The following is a 22,983-nucleotide window of genomic DNA, read 5'->3' as shown; positions in this document are numbered from 1 at the left end:
TTTGTCATTTAAAATCGATGGCAGGTCAAACGGTAACAGGATTGTGGTTTTCTAATCAGCTGTAATTGAAAAAGGGAAGCAAGCGTCCTGATGGCTAAAGCTGCTCTTTGGGAAGGACTGATCCATGATCGATTTCAAGGGAAAGATACGCTGAAAGGTGGGGCATCAACAAATGAACAAGAAAAAGAGAAAGGTATATTTCACTATCATTATTGGCTTACTTGGAGGACTCTACTTTTTTTCAACCATGAGTGTGTTTTCTTCAAACATTTTCTTTGCTGCTCAGCTGGAGGAAGACACGGTTGCGAGTGAAGCATTTGAACCGATACGAGAGAAAGAAGCCGAGGAAAGAGTTGCCATTTATTTTGATGAATCAACGAAAGCTGGGACTGTAGGAGACATGTTGCTAGTCGCATTTCATACGGACCGTCCCATTAATGAAATAGCGATCCGATTGCCGCAATCTGCGGTTATTGCTGAAGAGGAGTTGCCAAAGGGAGTCAAAATTACACCAACCACTGAAGAGAATGGGTGGAAACTAACGACCGATACCCCTAGAAGTGATTTCTTGGTTCCAGTGGTAGTTGATACAGCAGGGTCGTTTCCATTTGAGGTAGCAGAATCAATGATAATACTTGAGATAAAAGAAGCACGGGAGACAAACCCTACGGATACACAAGAGGATGACCAAACTGATTCGAGTGACTCCACTGATCAATTGGATCAAGAGGATCAAGTAGCAGAAGAGAAGGAAATAGAAAGCCAGCTTCCTGAGGCATCAGATTCTGATCCTGGCAATCTGTATCTTTTAGGCGACGACGTAAAAAAGAGAGGGGTTGCTAACTGGATCGAATTTATGGCTGCAATGGTCGATCCGACGGTCAATTATATTTATTTGACAGCCAGTTTTCAAACGAACGATAATCCTCGTTTAGGTATTACGGGAATTGACGGCTGGAGCAGCAGCGCCAATCCTAATGGCGGATTAGCCTATGTTTATATCAATGCCTCGAGAGTTTCAAGAACGTTAATCATTGATGGTCTCGACACCTATCAGATGGATCTTAGAGCCGTTGCGATCTGTTTCCGCGATTCGAGTGTCAATCCTGATTCCCCATGGGACATTACCTTGCAAAATTTGGAACTCTACCATGGAAACTTTTGGGGGGCAATTGAATACCATGATTTGAACATGACAAATCAGCAGCGTTCAATCATTCGGTACCACAATCTCAACCATACTGGCAATCAGTTGTTTTACGGTTTGCACTCTCGAGCAAGCTTTTCTGGACATTCGGTTTCACACCAAACGCCTAGATATACATCAGACTTCAATGCTTCTTGGATGATTCACTCGAACATCCAAGCGAATTTTGAAATCAACCAAATAGAACTTCGTGAGGGAGCAAACGTCGAAATGTCGACGATCAGCTCAGGAAATCTTGATTTTTATAATACGAATGCGCGTCTCGTACTAGGGGATAATGCCCGACTCTCATTAAATGCCAACGGTTCAGCTGGTGAAGCAGGTGGTGCCAATATTCGGTTTGTCGCTGGCAATGGACGCATTGAGTTAGGAAAAGGTGCGGAATTGGCATTAAATACACAAAACAACAGTCCGGCAGTCATCACATCAGGCACGCCTCATGATATTCGCTTAATGGAAAAAAGTCGCTTGTCGGTTACTGCTGCAAACCGAACATTGTATAGTCATATTTTCTGGTTGAGTGCCAATACTCATGTAACCTTAGAAGACAGCAGCACCTTAGAGGTTGAAGCAACAAATCAAAATACAACCGCAAATATCTTCCACTTCTCTGGCACGACTGGCAATCTCAATGTTGGCAAAGATGCTACCTTAGATATTCGTTCGGACAGCCCTCAACCTGTCCAACGCCTACTTTTCTTTAGTGGTGCCAACAATCCCGCAAGATTGACGATCGACGATGCCAAGCGTGTCAATTTGCAAAGAACCCGCCCAATAACGACCACAACAAATGGTCTAATTGAAGGGGGAGGAATCACTGCAAAGAACCAGGCGATTCGCCAGTGGCGGCATGGAAATACAGGAGACCCATCTGATTTTCAGTGGCAACCGATTCTGTCCATGACTGCGGCGATTTCAGGAACCAATACCAATGTGACCAATGTATCTTCACTGAATGAGGACACAAGTCGAGGGGTTGCCGCGCAGTTTGCTTCTCGTTCACAACGTCTATTATTTGAGAGAATACCAGACATCACGGTGACCATCGATCCTTTGACAGAAGATAGAACCTTACCTAATGCCTATACGATTTCGGGAACTGCCAATCCTGGTAGCTACCTTCGATTTCAAAGAGAGGGGCTGATGCCAGAACCGACGCTTGAAACGACAGTCGATAGTGCTGGCAATAGCGGGTATTTTCACACACAAGCGGATGAAAACGGGCACTATTTACTTGATCTATCTGATTTAGAACCTTTCCAGTATTTTACACAAGGTGAGGTGGTCACCGCACAGGCATTTCTTGATGGTAAATGGGCAGAAGCATCAACCACTGTGGAACCCATTGGTGACGTTGACCCAAAAGATCCCCTTGATCCTGATCAACCGATTCTTCCTGAAAATCCACCATTGATACCAGAAAATCGCGGGTTTGTCAGCATAGACTTTGTTTCACAATTCGATTTTGGTACAGTACCGATTCGCTCGTCGACAAGCCGCTATCCGGCGCGTTCGCAACGAATTTCTTCAGTGGATGATTATGAATCAACCGAACGACCAAACTATATTCAGGTTTCCGATCGTCGATTTCTCCCAAATGGCTGGACCTTGAGTGCCCGTTTATCTGAGGAAGGGTTCGTTAGCACGGATGCGTTTAAGCACAACTTAAAAGGAGCGAGTGTGCATTTGAATAATATTGAAATGGTTACCTCTAGAGAAAATCCCTCTGAAGCACCAGACTACTTTGAAGCAATTGAGCTGGGACCGCAGAACCAAGTGATTGCACGTGCCAATGAAAAGCAAGGGGCGGGAACTTGGATTCAACGCTATGGAAACGAGCATACCATGCAAAAAAGTGTCGAGCTGGAAATACCTATTGGCGCGAGGCCACAAGCAACAAGTTATCAAGGAACCATCCATTGGGAGCTGAGTTTCGTACCTGGTGCTGACGAATAACCCCTTGGAAAACAAGTAAATATGTTCTGCAATCGTGAATATGATCGAACACTGTAAAAGTTGATCAGACAAAAAGAAGTCCATTTGCCTGTAGTGACCCCAAAAAGTTAGACTTTTATGGAGTGGAGAAATTCACTCCTTTTTTGTACGATAAGATTAACTGTTAGACAGCTGTTTTTACAGCTTCTCGAAACTGAACCGGACTTCGCCAATTTAATTTCTTTTTGATGCGTTTATGGTTGTAATAATAGATATATTGGTCAATTTTTGTTTTCAATTCATCTAAACTCCGATAGACTTCTCCATGAAAAATCTCTTGCTTTAATAAACCAAAGAAGTTTTCCATAGGTGAGTTATCTAAACAATTCCCTTTACGAGACATACTCTGGAAGATTTTATGTTGCTTCAATTTATTCTTATAAGCATTCATTTGATAGGCCCATCCTTGATCTGAATGGAAGGTTCTACGAAATGGACAATCATTTGTCATCTGGATTGCTTCTTCTAATCCTTCCATTATGGCTAGTGCGTTTGGTTTTTCAGAAATCCGATAAGATAGAATTTCACTATTGTAGAAATCCATGAAAGGATCTAAATACAGCTTTTTCTGACGAACGACACCTGTGGTGTCTACTTCATAATACTTAAACTCTGTGGTATCAGTTGTAATTTTTTGGTGACAGATATTTGTATAAAACCGACGATGAATACGATTTTTGGCGACAGTACCAACCTTCCCACGATAAGAATTGTACCGTCGAGATTTTCTAGTGTAAGACTTTACTTCGATACCTAGTTTTTTTATCAGACGTTGAATCTTCTTTTTATTGACATGAATCCCTTGATTCTCTAATTCTTTTTTTAGTCGCAGACAGCCATAGTCTTTATGCTCTTTGCGAATTTCAAGCATTTTTTCTTCAATTTCTTGGTCTGGGTTTGGTCTGTCAAACCGTTTCTGCCAATACATATAGGTTGCTTTAGGAAATTTCAATGTTTCAAGAAGCTCAACTAGTTTGAATGATCCTCGGAGGCTGGCGATGATTCGTGCGATTGATTCTTGCGTCTTTGCTGGGCTTCCTGTTTTCGCAGCTTCCTCAACTCTTTTAAAAAGGCATTCTCAATTTGAAGGGATCGGACTTGCTTTTCTAATGCCTTGATACGCTCGCGTTCTTCAGTTGTTGTATTTTCTTTTTTGTTTTCTTTTTTTCTAGTCAAAGTAAGTGGTCGCCCTTTCTCTTTTGAGAGCCCCTCAATACCTGCTTCTCTGAAATTACGCATCCAATTGGCAATAAGCGCAGGGTTGTTCATTTCTAAAGTGCTAGCAACTTCTCGATAGGACATCTCACTTGTTTGATATAACTCTAGCGCATTTAACTTAAATTGAACAGAATATTTCTGATTTTGATGCTTTCTCAATAGACCTTCCTCTCCGTATTCACGATAGGCATTCACCCAATTACTTACTTGAGACTTGCTTGAAATACCGTATTTGTTGGCAAGATACCGATATCCGCCCACGCCACTAAGATATTCTTTAACGATTTTTAGTTTTAATTCAAAAGGATATTTTGCCATACAAATAACGACCCCCAAAAGTTAGATTTTTTGGTCTAACTTTTGGGGGTCGCTTCAGCCATTGGGCTTCTTTTTTTGTCTGAAACAAACGAGTAGTGGTTTACACTACTTTTCCCACTTTGGTGGATACGCTTTTCAATCAATAGAAGTGAGTGAAACCACAGGCAATGGATCGATGAGCAAAATCATGACACGGTAGTCATCAACGAAATCACCTAAGCACTTTGCCTTCTGCAGAATAAATTTAATTTAGTTATTTTAGTAATTAAATCCTGCTCAAATATTTTAATTTTCGCTTGCGTTTTGATATGCTAAGAACAAGGGGGAATCAAAGATGGAAGTTGATCTACAAATGCTGGCGATGATTTTCTTTATCAATCTCGCCTATGTTACATTGAACACACTGCGATTTTTATTGACAATGAAAGGGTATCGCGTGATTGCCCCATTAGTGAGTATGATCGAAATCACGATCTATATTTTAGGCTTATCTATGGTATTGGATCGTTTGGATAACCCACTGAATCTCTTGTTCTATGCATTAGGTTATGCTGCAGGAGTCAGTATCGGGATCAAAATCGAAGATAAGCTGGCTCTGGGCTATACAATGGTCACAGTGATCCTACCTAGTAATACAGATGAAGAAAAGAGTTTGCCGAAGATTTTGCGACAAGAGGGCTATGGTGTGACACAAAGCTTTGGTGAAGGATTGGAAGGCCCGCGACTGATTTTAGAGATTCTTTCCCAAAGAAAAAGTGAGAAAAAGCTCTATCAAACGATCAAAGCGGTGGAAGAGCGAGCGTTTATCATCAGCTATGAACCCAAGTATATCTCGGGTGGTTTTTGGACCAAAAAAATCAGTCGTAGAGAGGCGAAGTTGAAAAAGCAAGCACCTGTTGATTGAGGAACTAGAGGCAGCTTGATTCATTCGTGAAGAATAGTTGCATAATAAGCAGGGAGTTTATTGATGAGAGGAAGCGTTAGGTGTGGAAAAGAAAGCAAATGGCATGATGGCGGTCATCGCTGCACTGATCTCAAACATTTTGGTGGCGATCAGTAAGTTTGTCGGTTATGCCTTGAGCGGTAGTGCGGCCATGCTGAATGAAAGCATTCATAGTGTCGTAGATTGCAGCAATCAGATCTTTTTATTGATCGGTGATAAACGGGCAACAAAGGGACAAAGTGAACTGCATCAGTTTGGTGAAGGTCGGGCGAAATATTTTTTCAGCACGATCGTTGCGATGATGCTCTTCTTTGGTGGGGGCGCACTAGGCGTGATGGAAGCAGTGGAAAAGCTGCTGCATCCCGCCCATGAAGTCGGCAATACCTGGTTAGTGATCGCTATCTTGATTTTCGGGATGATCGTTGAAGGAAGTTCGTTGTGGATCGCAATCAAGGAGATCCGCGAGCTAAACGTCGAACGTCAACCAATCTATCGTTTTTTGAAAGAAAGTCGGCATAGTGAGATTTTGATCATTTTCACAGAAGACTTTTGTGCGGTGATCGGTCTGATGATCGCACTGATCGGAACGGTTTTAACAATGATTACCGGGAACGCATTTTTTGATGCCTTCAGCGGCTTATTGATTGGTCTTTTATTGATGGTAGCAGCGATCTTCTTAGCCCGCGAATTTTACAGTCTACTGATTGGGGAAAGTGTTACCAAACGTGATTTAGCGGTGATCAAACAAGCGTTTGAACGTCCCGATGTTGATCGCTTGATCGATGTGAAAACAGTCCATTTAGGGCCAGCAGAAATTTTGATTGCAGCGAAAGTCGATATTGCCGCAAAACAAGAAGAGGTCGGCTATGAGATCATTAATGAGATCGAAGCCGAGATCCGACATCAAATGGCAGATAAAAAAGTCTATATTTATATTGAAACGGATGAGTACGATCCTCACTACATGGAGAAGCGGCGCAAACTTGTGCGACCTTCCCACTGATTTAGCTAGAATAAAGCTGTTTTTTTTGATACAATAGACAAGGATTATCACATAGTGAAGGAGATTTCAAAATTATGATCAATGCAAGTGACTTAAGAGCTGGAATGACGTTTGTTCAAGACGGCAAACTTATCAAAGTATTAGATGCCAGCCACCACAAACCAGGTAAAGGAAATACGGTTATGCGTATGAAATTACGTGACGTTCGGACTGGTTCGACTTACGATACAACCTTCCGTCCAGAAGAAAAATTTGAAAAAGCGCATATCGATACGAAAGCTGTACAATACCTATATACAATGGACGATACCGCATTCTTTATGGATCTGGAAACCTATGAACAATATGAAATTCCAGTTGAAGTGGTTGAAGAAGAAATGAAGTTCATTCTAGAAAACATGGAAGTAAAAATCCAATTCTTCGGCAGCGAAGTGATTGGCGTGCAATTACCTTCAAGCGTAATCTTGAAAGTTGTTGAAACACAGCCATCGATCAAAGGGGCAACTGTGACTGGTTCTGGTAAGCCAGCAACGATGGAAACGGGCTTAGTTGTCAATGTTCCTGACTTTGTTGAAGAAGGCGAAATGCTAGAAATCAATACAGCTGAAGGTACCTATTTAAAACGTGCAAAATAGCAAAAAACCGCGACTTGTTCGCGGTTTTTTCTTTGCTCTTGTTGTGTTCAGAAGTGGCTCATTGTCCCATTGCCGATGTTTTTTGTAAAGGATAGATACTATAAGGTTTACTGATAAAGTAGGCGACGGAGCAGACGATCACAAAGAAGGGTAGATTTTGAAAGCCAAAGACTTCTCCACCAATAAAGATCGGTGCAAATAAGGTGCTAGTGGCGCTGCCAAAAACACTGGCATAGCCTAGTGCTGCTACCAGTTCGATAGGCAGTCCGAACAGTGGCGCCAACACGACCCCCAAAGAAGAGCCAATCGCAAACAAAGGGGTGACTTCTCCACCCAAAAAACCAATGCTGATGGTCAATACGGTCAACACCAACTTAAGCAGCCAATCATAAGAATAGATCGGTTGATTCGTGAAACTCGCGCTGATCAAATTTGTTCCTAAGCCTGAATAACGCCCTTGATACAACAAAACAAAAAGCAAGACTAACGCCAATGCGCCAATCCCAATACGCCACAGTGGATTCGGGAAGCGCCGCTTCATGATGCGTTTCATCGTTTCTAAACAGCCCGCAAAGCTACCGCCAACCATACCAAAAATCAACCCAATCACAAGTAATTTCAGAAAAACAGGTATCGTCAAATCGACGGATTGAGGCAACATAAGACTAAATTTTTCTAAGCCTAACCATTGAGAAGTCGTACTAGCAGTGAAAGCAGCCAGCAAAGCAGGTAAGAGGGCATGATGACTGAATTTACCGATGACAAGCACTTCCAATGCAAAGAACGTCGCAGCGATGGGGGTTTCAAATAAACCAGCAAATCCCGCAGCCATCCCAATCATGATCAGGGTGCTGGCGTACTTTTCTATTCGCAGCCATTTTCCTAAACGATTGGCGATGGTGGCACCTAACTGAACCGCAACTCCTTCTCTGCCGGCGCTTCCTCCAAATAAATGCGTCAGCCAGGTTCCCACCATTACAAAAGGAATCAAACGCAGCGGAATATCTTTTTCTTCTTCCTGCCCGACTAAAAACACTAAGTTCATTCCTTGAGGACTCCGATCGCCATACTTTTGGAAAAGGTAAGTAAAGCAAATACCGATAATTGGTAAGAAGAGAATCAATGGCAAAAAATGACTTTCACGAAAGGCACTTAAGAACAGCAAAATTTTACCAAAGAAAGTGTCAACGGCTCCAGCAAGCACCCCAATCACCAGACTGAGCAAACCTAATGTAGTCAGTTCAAAATACGTTGTTTTTTGTTTCTTCATTTCTATCACGATCCTTTAAAAAATATAGGAATAATGCTCTTGCAACTATGACGAACGAGTGAAAATAAAAAATGACTACTACACACTAAAAAAGTGGTAGAAGTCATTAGCAAAATTGCGGTTTCAGTAAGAACTGAGGGAGACATTCATTCCCTATTAGCATCAATATTATCTGATAAAACCCTCGTTTTGTCAATGGATGCTGGTCGCGAAAAGCAGTCCATCTAATACTTATCTTTTATACATACTTATGGTAAAATTAATTTCATAAGAATTTACATGTGAATTGAGCGTCGGAAGAGTCAATGGCAAGAAAAGGGATGAAAGGACGATCCTTCTACTGGTTGACCAAGGGAAAAACAGTAGGTAGTGAGGAATCGAAGGGGAAGAAAGAATGGTTGCATTTATGACGATCGAAAAATGGCTGCAAAGTGAGCGTTTTTATTACGTGATCCTACCAATTCTCATGGTGGTTGGTCTAATTGCGTTATTAGGGTTCCTGATGGTTTTGCTTTATCGAGAAAACCGCAACCCAAAAGTGACGCTATTGCTTGGCGGCATAGTCGTTGCGTGTCTGCTAGGCTTTTTTATTGGAGATCAAGTGTATGGTGAATTCAAAACGTATAATGCGCTGATCACACCGAATATCCGTGACCGCGAAAAAATGTTTTTAGGCTATAAATATTACGAATCTGATACTACAGCAGTTTATCAGCGCATCCAAAGCAATGAAGCGATTGAAACTTTAGGGATCTATCAAGCAGTACCAGTGGAACGGGCGATTGAATTTCTTGGATCTGCTCATAACTCCGTATATTTTAAAATGGGCGCCCAGGTTTACTATGCTCGCTATCAACCGACATTTGTGGAAGAGGAAACAACCGCTAAACTGCAGGGGGTTCAATACCATTTGACTGATCCTTCCTTTGAAACGATCGGCTTCTATTCCGAAACCAACAACTATTTGACGGCAATTACGATTCCAAATACTCAAGAAACCCTCGAATATCAATCCGTCGATTCTGTGATCCCGCAAGAATTTGGGAAAAGTCAAACCCAATGGGCGTTACCGAATAGGAATGAATAACCATAAAAGAAAACTACCTAAGTAACGAAAGAAAGTTCTCTCAAGAGGGAATCTTCCGTGCGCAGGTAGTTTTTTTGTATGCTTAGTCAGATAACATTGCTTTTCCTATGACTGATTAGGTAGTCCTCTTTCTTTTTGCGAGACAATTTTTTGAAGGCGGCTTCTGCTTGAGTGGCTTCACTGCGAGTGGAAAAGCTTTCTGCATGAATCATTTGCAAAGGTCTGCGACTAGCAGGACGGGTATATTTTGCCCCAATCCCTTTGTTGTGCTCTAATAAGCGGCGACTCAAATCAGTGGTATAACCACCGTAGAAGGACTGATCGTTGCAACGCAAGACATAAAAATAATGATTCTCAGCAGCCATAGAGCATCGCCTTCACTTCTGAACTATAGGCACCTGTTTCATCATAGGTAATGAGAGGGGAATCAATTTTAAAGCCATCCGCCTTACCATCCTTGATTCCTTCAATCAATAAAATATTTGCCTCTTTGCCTACTTTCGGATAGACGAAGCGGACGCGTTTTGGGGCGATTCGATGGGCACGCATATGGTCCAAAATATCGAGAAAGCGATCCGGTCGATGAACCATCGCAAACCGTCCGTTCATTTTTAACGCTTTACTGGCGGTTTGGATCACTTCATCTAAATTTGTGGTGATCTCGTGACGGGCGATCGCTAAATAGGGATTCGGGTTTTTGATCGCCGTCGGTACATTTTTAAAATAAGGCGGATTGCAGACCAAAAGATCGACGGAATCAGGTTTGATTTTTTGAAAGAGGTTCTTCAAGTCCATAGGATAGACCGTCAGCTGGTCTTGCAAGTCGTTTAATTCGATACTGCGTTGCGCCATATCCGCTAGACGTTCCTGCAATTCGACCTGATAAATATGAGCGGTCGTTTTTCTGCTGATAAATAAACCGACTGCACCATTCCCTGCACAAAGGTCAACGACCACACCTCTTTTTGGCACTCTAGCGTAATTGGCTAATAAGACAGCATCTAATGAAAAAGAAAAAACTTCGGAACTTTGAATGATCTTGATGTCATCGGCATACAATTGGTCGATGCGTTCGTTCGGTTGCAACATGAAGCATACTCCTGTTCTAAATTCATTTCAATGTATTATACTACGATTAAGAATAATGGGAAACGCTAAAAAATGCTTGTCATTTAAACCGTTTTTTTGCATACTTGAATAGGAGAGAAATAGAAAGGAAAATGAGTATGTTTTTTCGCTTTATGCGCGGTGTGGTTCGCGTAGTATTATTTTTGATCAACGGCAATGCTCGTTATCAAAACAAAGAGGTTTTACCTAAAAATGAAAACTATATTTTAGTGGCTCCTCACCGAACCTGGTGGGATCCATTGTACCTAGCAGTGGCTGCTCGGCCAAAGAAATTTAGTTTTATGGCGAAAGAAGAGCTGTTCAAAAACCCGATTTTACGGTTCATTTTGATTCATGCCAATGCTTTTCCAGTCAAACGGGACAAACCAGGACCGAGTGCGGTAAAGACGCCAGTCAAAATTTTGAAGGAAACCGATCTTAGCTTGATCATGTTTCCAAGTGGTACGAGACACGCAACGGCTTTAAAAGGCGGCATGGCGTTGATCGCAAAAATGGCTAAGGTCAAGATCGTTCCCTCTGTTTATCAAGGACCGCTGACATTAAAGGATTTATTTAAACGCAAGCGAGTAACCGTCCGCTTTGGGGAGCCAATCGATATCAGTGACATCAAAAAGATGGACAAAGAGGGCTTGGCGGAAGTCGAACGGCGCATCCAGGGTGCATTTGACACACTGGATCAAGCGATTGATCCGTCATTTGTTTATCAAATCGATGAGTCCAAAAGAGAAGATTAATACCTAAGAAAAGCCGCTGATCCTTTTGTGATCAGCGGCTTTTTTCTAAAGAGTTAATCCAATAATTCGAAAGCAAATTTGGTCCATGGTTTCAAATATTCCAACAAAGGCAACTCCTCTTTGGGGATAGTGCCGACTTTGTTTTTTCGCACGTCTTGGTGAGGGGTCAAAACGATCTGCAATTCGTTTTTGTACTGACCAAAGGTATCATTGCCGATAACGATGTCCCCGTAAGCAAACGGTTCTTGGTTTGTATGAGGGAGGTTTTCGACGGGACGGTACTTCACCCGTGACTGTGTGGAACGAGCAACTAACGCATTACTATCACCGCGACGAAAATGATTGGTTTCAGCTAATATCCTCCGTTCGATTTCGCTGGCTTCTGCTTCTACGGAAACGCCAAATGTCAGTTTGTAGCGATCGATCGCCGCCAGAGCTTTCAGTTCTGCATCCGACGCATAGGCATTGCCAATAATCACCGTATCGATCAACCCAGAAGCAAAAAGCAGCTTCCCTTGCAGCGCCAATGGTAAATCTCGACAAGATTCTAAGGTCGGTAAGCCATCATTGACTTCCCAAGGGCCAATTTTGGCTGATTGACTAGTGATAAAGGCGGCTGTTTTCAACCCATATTTTTTAAAACGTTGACTGCAGCTGCGGAAAAAAGCCTCCGTTAAGCCTGTGCCTCGTTGGGGGTAAAAATTGTGGCAGCCATATAAAAAAGGTTCATTTGCTTGATAAGAAAGGATATTTTCTAAATAGTTCACATCATTACTCATATTCAATTCAATCGCCAAGCCAAATGGATTAAAGGTCAGCTGGGCTTCTTTATTGCCATCAAATCCTTGATCCAAGCGGATACCGTCCGCACCTAATTCTGCAAAGAAGCTCAGATCGTCATAAGAGATCGCCAAATCACTAAAAACAGCTGGCGAAATATCTAATATCGTTTCAAAGCCAAGGTTCTTGGCAAACCCGATAATCGAAGAGAATTTTTTTCTGACGGGCTCTTTGCCTTCACTGACTTCCAGCATACTCATAAATAAGCGCGAATAACCAAGGGCAGCAGCTTTTTTTAAATAGTCTTGATCCAGTAAAGGATCGCTATGGTCGGGGTAAATCGAAAGGCCAATTTCTCGTTTCAATGGTTTTCCTTCTTTCTAAAAAACCGCACGAAGCACCTCTTGGCATTGAAAAAGCTGCTGAGGAAGGCTTCTTCTGTTGTCTTGATGGGTACTTCGTACGACCATTATTTACACATTATTGTGCGACTGGTTGATTTTCTTTTTCTAATTCGTTTTTGTCATAGATTTTTACGAATGGGTAATAGATCAGAATCGATAAAAGAATCAAAAGAACATTCAGCACGATGGCACGCCAATCGCCGCCAGTCGCTAAGAAAGCACCAATTGGTCCAGGCAATGTCCAAGGGGCATTGACCGTGACGGCATTGACTAAACCTGCTGAGGTGGCGACCCATGCAATGACACCATTGATTAAAGGCGCAATGATGAATGGTGGGATCAAGATTGGATTCAAGACGATCGGTGTACCGAAAATCAGTGGTTCATTGATGTTGAAAATTGCTGGAATTAAGGCTGTTTTTCCTAGTTTTGAACCGAATTCTGATTTGGTGCGAAACGCTAGCAAAATCGCCAAACCAATCGTTGAACCAGCCCCACCAATCCAGATAAACCATTGATAAAATGGTTCGGCTGCGATATTGGGAATCATATCTCCTGAAGCAAGCGCAGTTGTATTCCCTTCTAACAACTGCAACCATAATGGTCGAGCCAATGATCCAACGATAGAAGCACCATGGATCCCGAATGACCAGAAGAAGGTCGTCAAGAAGGTGATCAATAGCACACTTGGCAAGGTGTCTGCGGCACTGACTAAAGGATCGACGACTTTTGCCACGATCGTGTGCCAGTCAAAGCCGATATAGTAAGTGATCGCGCCCATTCCTAAAATAATGACTAAGGTAGGGGTCAAGGCTTCGAAAGAGCGAGCGACTGCAGGTGGGACTTGTTCTGGCATCGTGATTTTAAATTTCGATTTGTCCGTTAACCGATAGATTTCAACGGCAAGAATCGAGGTGATGATCGCCACGAACATACCAGCACTCCCTAAGTTGGCCATTGGCAAGACAAAGCCGACCGTTCCAGCAGCATCCAAGGCTTCTGCTGGGATATTGACCGGGGTGAAGGTCAGTAAAAAGGCGGTCGTAGCTAGGATCCCGCCAGAAAGACCATCAAGCTTATAAGAGCGAGAAAGACTGTATCCAATCCCGAATGCCGCATACAAGCTCATAATGTACATCGTCATTCGATAAGGCAATAAGATCGTTGTGGCATTACTAGACAAGAATTGATAGATGCCCCAACTTTGAGGCAGCGGTGGAAAGGCTAAAATCATAAAGAACGAACTGACGATGATCAATGGCAAGGTTGAGACGATCCCGTCACGAACCGCCCGCAAGTGACGCTGGCTGCCAAGTTTTTCCATCGGTCCTGCCAAATGGCGCTCGATGAATTGAGTGAATTTATCTAACATGGTTTATCCTCCTAAGGTGTTTTACATTTTTGCTTCCCATGGATTCGGAATGATTTTCCCTAAGATCACGCCTTGGGATGCCCCGGTTGCTGCAGGGGCATTGTTGACACGGCTGTGAAGGGTTTCATTTCCTAAGATGGCAAAAGCCACCGCTTCTTTGGCATCGTTGGAACCGCCAATGTCATCTTGTGTTCCAACGGCTACTGATTCTGGTAAATAGCCTTGGATCATCTCAATCAGCAGATGATTGTGGGCACCGCCGCCCGAGAGAATCACTTCCATATCGTTTGTTCCCAACTGAGGAAAAATGAACCGTTGGTAACTGTCAGCAATGGAAAAAGCGGTAAAATCGGTTAAAGTCCTCACCAAGTCTTCAGGTGCTGCTTCGGGATACTGGGTCAATAACTGCTGCACGAATTGTTTTCCAAAAAGCTCACGCCCGGTGCTTTTCGGCGGTTGCTGGGACAAATAAAAATGAGTTCTTAATTCCTTTTGCAAGGCTGGTATAATTGCTCCCGCACGGGCTGTTTCACCAAACGCATCATAAGGCTGACCGAATAGCTGAACCATTAATTCATCGATGACCATGTTTCCTGGACCTGTATCAAAGGCATACAGCTCGTTTAAGCTGCCACTTTTTGGTAGTACAGTAACATTGCCGATGCCGCCAATATTTTGCAGCAAACGATTTTTGGTGTCTGATTGATAGAGCAGATAGTCTGTATAAGGAACAAGAGGGGCGCCTTGACCGCCAGCAGCCATATCCATCACTCGAAAATCGGCGACGACTTTCGTTTGTAAGCCATAAGCGATAATTGAAGGTTCGCCAATTTGCAAGGTGCTGTTTTTCGCTGGTTCAGCATCGGGGGAGTGCCAGATCGTTTGTCCGTGGCTGGCAACAAAATCAATGCTTTTTTCTTCAATACCAGCTTTTTGGCAGAGGATTTGACACGCTTTCAAAAATTCATACCCTAATTCAGTATTTAATTGGCAGATGAGGGGAACATTTGATTCCACCGGATCACAAGCGGTTTTTATTCGCTCCTTCAATTCTTCACCAATGGGCAGCGTGATCATTTCCATCAGCTTTACGTCAGTTTCGGTGCCGCTGCCATTGATTTTTACTAAAGCAGCGTCGATCCCATCCAAACTGGTTCCTGACATGAGTCCTATTGCAAGCATATCGTTTCTCCTTTCTTTTAGAATAGTGATGAAAGCGATTGTTGAATTCGATTTCACACTCATTGTAAATGAAGTGTAATTATATTTCAAGATATAAATTTATAATTGAAAAAACATTTCAACATAATGATGTCAGGTGTTCGCTCTTTTTATCAAAAATGAGTGGTAAGTGAAATTTCGCTGGCAGAGAGATGTCTAACGATCAGGGAAAGTGGTATAATGGTTGGAAGGATATTTTTTAAGAAGGTGAAGAAATGCGCTTTATACATACAGCTGATTGGCACATCGGAAAAAAACTACATGGCTATGATTTGCTGGAGGACCAGCGAGCAATTATCGATCAAATCATTGCGATCGCTTTAGAAGAAAAAGTCGCTGCCATCGTCATTGCAGGTGATCTGTATGATCGTTCCGTTCCCGCTGTCGATGCAGTCAAATTATTGAATGAAAAAATCGCAGAAATCAATCTAACGAATGAACTGCCTTTATTGGCTATCTCAGGAAACCATGATAGCCCAACGCGGCTAGAAACCGGTAGTCAGTGGTTTCAACAAACACGCTTTTACCTGTCCACCAGCATCGAACAAAGTTTGCACCCGGTTGAGTTTGACGATACACAGTTCTTTTTACTGCCTTATTTTGAACCGATCGAGGCGCGCTTGTTTTTTGATGAACCATTAATGAAGATTTCTGATAGTGTCCAAAGAGTCATTGAGGAGATGACCAAGAACTTTGACTCGTCCAAAAAGCAAGTGCTAGTGACCCATTTTTTTGTGGCGGGTTCTAGCCAAACAGATTCAGAAACAAAAATTCAAGTTGGCGGATTGGACAGCGTACCGACCACCGCTTTTGCGCCATTTGATCGAGTCGTTTTGGGGCATTTACATGCCAATACCGCCCTGAAACATCCGAAAATCGGGTACAGTGGCTCTCCGCTGAAATTTTCCCTTTCTGAACGGACGAACCAAAAAGGGGTCTATCTTGTGGATACTGTAAAAGACACCAATGAATTTATTCCCCTCACACCAAAAAGGGATATCCAGCAACTGACGGCTTCCTTTGAGGAGTTGATCGATCCGGTTTTTTACCGTGATCTAAATCGTGAGGCGTTTTGGCATTTTCTGCTGACGGATCGTGCTGTGATTCCAAATATGATGAATCAGTTGCGAAAAATCTATCCATTTATTTTGTCTGTCGAACGGTTGAATGGACGAGAACAGACGAAAAAAAGACAGCTAACCACACGAGAAACCGACCCGCAGACCTTGATCAGTCATTTTTTTCAAGAAATGACGGGAGATTCATTGCTCGATGCACAAACCAAGTGGATCGAACAAGGATTAAATGAAGCATTTGTCGTGGAAAAGAGGGAATAGTCATGCAACCGAAGTCTTTACAAATGAAAAATTTTGGTCCATTCATTGATGAAAAATTGGATTTTAGTCAGCTGCAAGCTGGCGGTTTGTTTTTGATCAGCGGCAAAACGGGTGCAGGAAAAACGACGATTTTCGATGGCATGACGTTTGCCTTGTTCGGTGAAACATCGGGGAATCTGCGCTCAGGCAAAGAAATGCGCTCGATGTTTGCTTCACCAACCGAAGAGACCAGCGTCACCTTTACTTTTGAACATCAGCGTTTTACCTACCAGATCCAACGGAAACCGGAACAGACCTTAGCAAAAAAACGTGGTGACGGGGTCACCAACCAAACGGCAAAAGTCCAGCTGACGATTTTTGACGCCGAAGGCAAAGAGAAAAAGCAGATCAGTAAACGCACAGAAGTTGATGCATTTATCAAGGATCTGCTGCAGCTGGATGCCAAACAGTTTTTTCAAATCATGATGTTGCCGCAAGGAGAATTTCGTAATTTTCTGATTGCCAGCAGCAATGAGAAAGAACGCGTTTTACGGAATTTATTTGGCACGGAAATGTATCAACAATTTAATGAATGGTTGAAAGAGCAAGTCAAAGCACAAAGTAAAAAGCTTGAGCATCAGCAGCTGCTCGCCTCGCAAATCATGGAGCGCTTTGAATGGGAAGAAGCGCAGGAGGTTTTAACGGTTGCGGAAGGTCTGACTTTGTGGGCGCAGGATTTAGAAAAACAACAAGCGCAGCTTCAGCAATTATTGCACAAAAAAGACCAAGCGATCCAAGAAATGAAAGCTGCGCAAGATGCTTTTTACCGTGCAAAAGAAATTGAAAATGCACGGATCGAATGGCAAGGTCTACAAGAAAAAGCCCGAGAGCTGCATGCTAAAAAAACCGAGATTGCTCAGAAAAAAGCACAGTTGAACCAGTTGGTGTGGGCGCTTGAACATCAAGAAATCATGCAGCAAAAAGAAGAACGAGTGAAAGAAGCACAGCAAGCTGCTCAGCAAATCAACGAAACAAAGCAGCAGTTGCAAGAAATTCAGCAGCAACAAGTAAGCTGGCAAGACCAACGAGCGTTGATTGACGGCATCAAGAAAAAACAGGAAGCTGCTAGTCAAAAAGTTCAACGAATCCAGCAGCAGATCCCGCTAGCACAGCGTACACAAGCGCAGCAAGAAGAAGTGGCGCAACTTGAAAAAGCCGCACAGCAACAGACCACCGAATTAACGAAGATAAACCAAGCGCAAGCAAGTGCCAAAGCGCAAGCGCAGCATCTGGTAGAAGAAATCGAAACCTTGCGAGGGTTTCAAACAGAAGCGGTGAAATTGGTAGAAACGCAGGCTCTGGTCGAAAAATGGCAGCAAGCAAAAGCGCAGTTTCGTGAAGCCGAGCAAAAAGCAGGGGAACAGCAACAAATTCATTCGGAGTTAGTTCTTGAACAACAGCAATTAGCAGCATCCTTGCTGGAGCTGCAAAAAACGTTAAAACAAGAAACCAGTCAAAATGCTCGAATGCAAATTGCTCGGCTTCGTCTATTACTGGAAGAAAATGAACCCTGTCCGGTTTGCGGATCATTGGATCATCCGAATACACAGGAGCACACGACCTATCGCATCGAAGACATCATTGCCAGTGAACAAAGACTTGAGCAAACACAAGAAAAATTGACGAAGATCCAGCAGCAAGTATCGGCAAATCAAACGCTGCAGGAGCAAGCCACATTGCGAATCAGCGAATGGCAAGCCACCAGTGTTGCTGCGCAGAAGCAAGTGGCATTCGCTTGGACTGCAGTTCAACAGGCATTTGCTGCCTTGCAGCCGATAGAAAACCAAGAGACGATTACCGAGGAAACGACGGTAGCGGAACTAAAGAAACGGCAATCTTTCAATCAACAAAAAGCCGCTTCTTATGAAGACGCACAGAAGAAACATCAGGCAGTAAATGAGAAATTAGCAACGTTAAATGAGTCCTTTCAGCAAGTCAGTGAGCAAGCGAAAAAAGCCCAAGAAGCGCGTCAGCTTGCGGAGGGGAAATTGGCTTCTTTACAGGAACAACTTGCAGGCGCAACGTATGAACAATTACAAGCCGATTTAACAAAAACCAATGGTTTACTGAGGGAATATACGCAACAAATTGAGGCTGATGCCCGACAAGAAGCGCAGCTAAACGAGCAGCAAGCGATTCTTTCAGAGAAGCTGAAAAATCTGCAGCAATTTTTTGCAGAAAAGCAAGCGGCTAAGACAAAAGCAGAACAACGACTGACGCAGCGACTCCAAGAAGCTGGTATGACGGAAGAAACGATGCGGGAATTGATTGCCCAAGCCGCTCAAACAACCGTTCTCTCAGAAGAAATCAAAACCTATGAGCAAGAAACGGTGTTTGTTCAGCAACGGCTAGCATTGTTAGATGCACAGTTAAAAGAGCAAGCTGCGATAGATTTAAACCATTTGGAAGCTGACTACCTTCAGTTGCAGACCGTGATGGAGGAACTACAGCAAGAAACAGTTCGCAAACAGGAGAAAGTCAACGTCAATCAACGGTTGTTTGACGAGCTGCAGGTCATTTATCAGCAAAATGTCGAAGAACTGGCCCAATTAGGCCAACTTCAGCAGTTGGCAGAAACCATCAACGGCGAAAACGTCAAAAAAACCAGCTTGGAACGGTATGTACTGCAGCAATTTCTGACAGAGATCTTAGAAGTCGCCAATGAACGCTTGGCTCGGTTGACTCGTGGCCGCTATCAATTTGAATTAGCGGATAAAGTCGGGAGCTATCGAAGCTCAACAGGCTTAGAAATTGACATATATGACGATAATGCGGGACAAGTCAGAAGAGCTCATACACTTTCAGGCGGCGAAAGCTTTATTGCTGCCTTAGCGTTGGCGATCTCTTTGGCGGATGTGATCCAGCAACGAGCTGGTGGGATCGAGATCGAAGCCCTCTTTATTGATGAGGGCTTTGGATCGCTTGATGAAGAATCATTGGAAATGGCGATGGAAGCATTAGAAATGATCGAAAATGAAGGGCGCATGATTGGGATCATCAGTCATGTTCGAGAACTGCGGGCAAGAATCCTGCAGCAAGTTTTCGTAGAAACTAACGGCAGCGGGCAAAGCCGGATCCGAATAAAAGAATAAGGAGAGGAGGGCTCTTATGAAGTGGAGTATTCCAGAAAAAGTAATTGAGCGTGGCAGAACGTATGTCAACGAAGATCGCGTCTTATCTGTCACACCAGACAAAGAAAAAAATGTGTGGCACGCAGAAGTATTGGGGACAGAATTGTATTTAGTGACCTTAGATGCTACAGCCAAAGAGGTAGATTATTGCCAATGTCCGTACTGGGAAGAGCATCATTATTGCAAACACACGGTGGCAGTCGAACTTTATCTACGCAAACAAGGGAAAACACGAAAAATCAATGAGCAAACCCCCATCAAAAAAGCCTTTTCTGCTTCAGAGATGTTTTCCAACGGCTTTGCCCGCTTAGGGAGCGAAAAAGAAACGAGCCAACCCTTACAGGTTGAATTTCGGATAGATACCATCGCCACCAATCCTTACCATCAAGAAATGGATATCTTAGGGATTTCCCTCAAAGTCGGCCATCGTGGCACCGCACGGACCTATGTCGTTAAAAACATTTATAAATTTTTGCAGATGTACCAAGAAAACAAGCAGTACGCAGCGAATAAGCAGCAGACCTTCTTTCTATCTGCGGATGCCTTTGATGAGAAAAATCGAGCCTTGTTGAATCGATTGGCAGGAATCGCGCAAACGCAACAGTTAATCGGGCAAGCAGGCATTCAGATCAGTGGTAAACTTGACAAAAAGTATTTGCTGCTACCAGTTGAGTTCGGCAAAGAATTGTTGTTACAGTTAAACGAAGTCTATACGCAAATAACCATTGGTGAAACAAAAGTCAATGAAGCCGATTTTCAAATCGGTGAACCTTTGTCGTTTTCAGTCACAAAACAAGAGGATCATTTTCCGCTGGAATTCGTGAAAGATTTTGACCATTTACTTAGCTATTATAATTGGGGTCTGCTGGATGGAACCTTTTATGAACTGACTGTCGAACAAAAGGAAATCTATGTCACGATGCAACAGTTGTTTAAACGATTTGAACAGCCAGTCATCGACTATCCGAAAGAAGAACTAGCGAATCTTTTTATGAAAGTATTGCCTTATTTGCGAAAAATCGGGCGTGTCCAAGTAGCACCTGAAGTTCAAAATGAAATCGAAGAGTCTGAATTGAAAGCTGTCTTTTCGTTACGGAAAATCAAAGGACAAGTCGATTTACAAGTAGACTTCACTTATGGAGAAGTCGTTTTTTCAAGTGATGAAAAACATCACTATATGCCAGAAAATCATCCCGAGATTTTACGTGATTTTCAACAAGAAGCACGAATTGAAGCGATTATTGAAACCTTTGGCTATCAAGCGAGCACTAAAAATTGGCAAAAAAGCTTACCTGCGGGGGAACAACTTTATACCTTTTTTACAAGGGAGATCCCTGTTTTAAGGCAATTAGGTGAAGTCCGTATCGGCAAGAAGCTGCGGGAACTTTACCTTGACGCCCAACACCATCGACCAGAAATCGTTATCGAAGAAAATGGTTCTTGGTTGGATATCAAGTTTGATGTCAGCGGCATTCAAGAGTCAGAGATCAATGAGGTCTTGCGCAGCCTGTTACAGTCTGCACAATTTTATACCACAGAAAATGGGCAAGTCCTTTCATTGGAATCGGAAGAGTTTCAAGAAGCAAGTGCTGCCCTGAAAAAATTGCGTCTTTCACTAGAAGCGAAGGATGGGGCGATCCAAGTTCCTTTGAATCAAGGGCTGCTCCTGCAAGAGCAGTTTGCTGATCAAGCCAGCTTTAGTGCCGGTTTTCAACAAATGACGGAAGACTTGATCCATCCAGAAAACTTTGAGGCGCAGCTGCCAGAAAACTTGCATGCTGAGTTGCGGCAATACCAAGAAGTTGGGTTCCGTTGGCTAAAAATGTTGAGCCACTATCAATTTGGCGGTATCCTTGCCGATGAAATGGGGTTAGGGAAGACCGTTCAGACGATCAGCTACTTACTTTCAGAAAAACAAGAGAAACAAAAATTGAATGTATTGATCGTGGCACCGGCGAGTCTAACATTCAACTGGCAACAAGAAATCAAACGGTTTGCGCCAACGATTTCTGCGTCTGTCATCAGCGGAACGAAAGAAGAGCGCGAAGGGCAGATGGCGCAGCCAGCGGACGTCCGCATCACTTCTTATGCAAGCTTGCGGCAAGACATTGATGCTTATCAAGCACTAGATCTGACTTGTTTGATTTTAGATGAAGCGCAAATGGTCAAAAACAGTGCGACCAAAACGGCACAGGCCTTGCGCTCCTTGGAAGTTCCACAGCGATTCGCCCTCAGCGGCACACCGATCGAGAATAATTTAGAAGAATTGTGGTCCTTGTTCCAAATGATCATGCCAGGATTTTTCCCGAACAAGCAGAAATTTAAAGAACTGTCTACACAAGAAATTGCGAAAATGATCAAACCCTTTATTTTGCGAAGAGACAAAAAATCCGTGCTGCATGATTTGCCGCAAAAATTGGAAACAAATTATTACAGTGTTTTAACAGAAGAACAAAAGAAAATCTATTTGGCGTACTTGCGGCAAATGCGGGAAGAAATCGCGCAAATGGATTCTACGTCTTTTCGTAAAAATCGAATCAGTATCTTAGCTGGTTTGACTCGACTGCGGCAAATCTGTTGTGACCCACGATTATTCGTGGAGGATTATGAAGGGTCTTCTGGGAAACTTGAACAGGTCAAAGATTTACTCTTAGCAGCCAAAGAAAATGGGCGTCGTGTGCTGTTATTTTCTCAGTTTACTAGCATGCTTTCGATCATTGAAGAAGAGCTAGCACAAGAAGGGTTTGAGTCCTTTTACTTGCGAGGCAGCACACCGCCGCAAGATCGTTTGACGATGGTTGATGCCTTCAATAGTGGAGAAAAGGACGTCTTCTTGATCTCGTTAAAAGCAGGAGGAACAGGACTGAATCTGACCGGCGCAGACACCGTGATCTTATACGATTTGTGGTGGAACCCGGCGGTGGAAGAACAAGCCGCTGGACGAGCCCATCGGATCGGTCAAAAAAATGTTGTCGAAGTCTGGCGAATGATTGCTGAAGGAACCATTGAAGAACGAATGGATGCGTTGCAACAAGAAAAACGTGAGCTTTTCCAAAAAGTGATCCAAGGCAATGAAACACAGCTTCAACAAATGACAGAAGAAGATATTCGCTTGATATTGAGTATCGGCGAAGAAAGTTAGCCAATCAAAAAGATGGACC

16 protein-coding genes, 2 pseudogenes and 1 riboswitch are annotated in these 22,983 nt (G+C 43.1%); of the genes and pseudogenes, 10 read left to right on the top strand and 8 right to left on the bottom strand.

The features are described 5' to 3' along the window. Window positions 1-172 precede the first annotated feature (172 nt). Window positions 173-3,163, top strand: coding sequence for a WxL domain-containing protein (locus IGJ44_RS10440; protein ID WP_074535158.1), 2,991 nt, complete (start codon window positions 173-175; stop codon window positions 3,161-3,163). 163 nt (window positions 3,164-3,326) lie between these two features. Here the strand turns inward: IGJ44_RS10440 and IGJ44_RS10435 are convergent, their stop codons facing one another. Then, the gene (locus IGJ44_RS10435; RefSeq protein WP_317726542.1) at window positions 3,327-4,202 is read right to left on the bottom strand and encodes an IS3 family transposase; all 876 of its coding nucleotides are present in this window, start codon (window positions 4,200-4,202) and stop codon (window positions 3,327-3,329) included. After that, window positions 4,172-4,738 (bottom strand): helix-turn-helix domain-containing protein, encoded by a 567-nt coding sequence (locus tag IGJ44_RS10430; protein WP_016249831.1) that lies wholly within the window; start codon window positions 4,736-4,738, stop codon window positions 4,172-4,174. Before IGJ44_RS10430 ends, IGJ44_RS10435 begins: the two co-directional genes overlap by 31 nt. A 334-nt stretch (window positions 4,739-5,072) precedes the next feature. On the opposite strand from IGJ44_RS10430, the gene IGJ44_RS10425 reads away from it, so the two are divergent. From IGJ44_RS10425 to efp, 3 genes are all read left to right on the top strand, one after another. Continuing rightward, entirely contained in the window at window positions 5,073-5,642 is a 570-nt protein-coding gene (locus tag IGJ44_RS10425) for a DUF2179 domain-containing protein (RefSeq protein ID WP_005229664.1), read from the top strand. Between the two features lie 103 nt (window positions 5,643-5,745). Continuing rightward, window positions 5,746-6,684, top strand: a complete 939-nt coding sequence (locus tag IGJ44_RS10420) for a cation diffusion facilitator family transporter (RefSeq protein ID WP_005229666.1) — start codon at window positions 5,746-5,748, stop codon at window positions 6,682-6,684. Between the two features lie 74 nt (window positions 6,685-6,758). Beyond that, window positions 6,759-7,319, top strand: coding sequence for an elongation factor P (gene efp / locus IGJ44_RS10415; RefSeq protein WP_005229668.1), 561 nt, complete (start codon window positions 6,759-6,761; stop codon window positions 7,317-7,319). A 58-nt stretch (window positions 7,320-7,377) separates the two neighbouring features. On the opposite strand, the gene IGJ44_RS10410 is transcribed toward efp, so the two are convergent. Beyond that, window positions 7,378-8,589 carry a chloride channel protein gene (locus IGJ44_RS10410; RefSeq protein ID WP_060792232.1) on the bottom strand — a complete coding sequence of 404 codons (1,212 nt, stop codon included), beginning with the start codon at window positions 8,587-8,589 and terminating at the stop codon, window positions 7,378-7,380. 90 nt (window positions 8,590-8,679) lie between these two features. Then, window positions 8,680-8,752, bottom strand: a riboswitch (Fluoride riboswitch). 231 nt (window positions 8,753-8,983) lie between these two features. Between IGJ44_RS10410 and IGJ44_RS10405 the strand changes: the two genes are divergently transcribed. Then, window positions 8,984-9,676, top strand: coding sequence for a hypothetical protein (locus IGJ44_RS10405; RefSeq protein WP_060792233.1), 693 nt, complete (start codon window positions 8,984-8,986; stop codon window positions 9,674-9,676). Between the two features lie 86 nt (window positions 9,677-9,762). On the opposite strand, the gene IGJ44_RS10400 is transcribed toward IGJ44_RS10405, so the two are convergent. Together IGJ44_RS10400 and IGJ44_RS10395 are read right to left on the bottom strand one after the other, a co-directional pair. Next, window positions 9,763-10,041, bottom strand: coding sequence for a GIY-YIG nuclease family protein (locus tag IGJ44_RS10400; protein WP_060792234.1), 279 nt, complete (start codon window positions 10,039-10,041; stop codon window positions 9,763-9,765). Further along, on the bottom strand, window positions 10,031-10,765 hold the full coding sequence (locus tag IGJ44_RS10395) for a tRNA1(Val) (adenine(37)-N6)-methyltransferase (RefSeq protein WP_060792235.1): 735 nt from the start codon (window positions 10,763-10,765) through the stop codon (window positions 10,031-10,033). The genes IGJ44_RS10400 and IGJ44_RS10395 overlap by 11 nt, the downstream gene beginning before the upstream one ends. Before the next feature lie 137 nt (window positions 10,766-10,902). On the opposite strand from IGJ44_RS10395, the gene IGJ44_RS10390 reads away from it, so the two are divergent. Then, window positions 10,903-11,538, top strand: coding sequence for a lysophospholipid acyltransferase family protein (locus IGJ44_RS10390; RefSeq protein WP_005229679.1), 636 nt, complete (start codon window positions 10,903-10,905; stop codon window positions 11,536-11,538). Window positions 11,539-11,591: 53 nt separating this feature from the next. Here the strand turns inward: IGJ44_RS10390 and IGJ44_RS10385 are convergent, their stop codons facing one another. The 3 genes from IGJ44_RS10385 to anmK form a co-directional block, all read right to left on the bottom strand. After that, complete coding sequence (locus tag IGJ44_RS10385) at window positions 11,592-12,683, bottom strand: DUF871 domain-containing protein (RefSeq protein ID WP_060792236.1); 1,092 nt, start codon at window positions 12,681-12,683, stop codon at window positions 11,592-11,594. A 115-nt stretch (window positions 12,684-12,798) separates the two neighbouring features. Next, complete coding sequence (locus IGJ44_RS10380) at window positions 12,799-14,094, bottom strand: PTS sugar transporter subunit IIC (RefSeq protein WP_005229683.1); 1,296 nt, start codon at window positions 14,092-14,094, stop codon at window positions 12,799-12,801. Between the two features lie 21 nt (window positions 14,095-14,115). Then, window positions 14,116-15,276 carry an anhydro-N-acetylmuramic acid kinase AnmK gene (gene anmK, locus IGJ44_RS10375; RefSeq protein ID WP_167827070.1) on the bottom strand — a complete coding sequence of 387 codons (1,161 nt, stop codon included), beginning with the start codon at window positions 15,274-15,276 and terminating at the stop codon, window positions 14,116-14,118. Between the two features lie 254 nt (window positions 15,277-15,530). Here anmK and IGJ44_RS10370 point away from each other — a divergent pair, with 254 nt between their 5' ends. From IGJ44_RS10370 to IGJ44_RS10355, 4 genes and pseudogenes are all read left to right on the top strand, one after another. Continuing rightward, window positions 15,531-16,652 (top strand): exonuclease SbcCD subunit D, encoded by a 1,122-nt coding sequence (locus tag IGJ44_RS10370; RefSeq protein WP_060792238.1) that lies wholly within the window; start codon window positions 15,531-15,533, stop codon window positions 16,650-16,652. Window positions 16,653-16,654: 2 nt separating this feature from the next. Beyond that, window positions 16,655-17,440, top strand: a pseudogene (locus tag IGJ44_RS10365) (AAA family ATPase); the annotation flags it as partial. A gap of 1,800 nt (window positions 17,441-19,240) precedes the next feature. Next, window positions 19,241-19,783, top strand: a pseudogene (locus IGJ44_RS10360) (SbcC/MukB-like Walker B domain-containing protein); the annotation flags it as partial. Window positions 19,784-19,799: 16 nt separating this feature from the next. Next, window positions 19,800-22,964, top strand: coding sequence for a DEAD/DEAH box helicase (locus tag IGJ44_RS10355; protein ID WP_060792240.1), 3,165 nt, complete (start codon window positions 19,800-19,802; stop codon window positions 22,962-22,964). Window positions 22,965-22,983: the final 19 nt, after the last annotated feature.

Origin of the sequence: Enterococcus sp. DIV1368d (assembly GCF_050542975.1) — a bacterium.
Lineage (GTDB): Bacteria > Bacillota > Bacilli > Lactobacillales > Enterococcaceae > Enterococcus_D > Enterococcus_D casseliflavus.
Note: the sequence above shows the minus strand (reverse complement) of the source record. Positions and strands in the feature narration are given on the sequence as shown.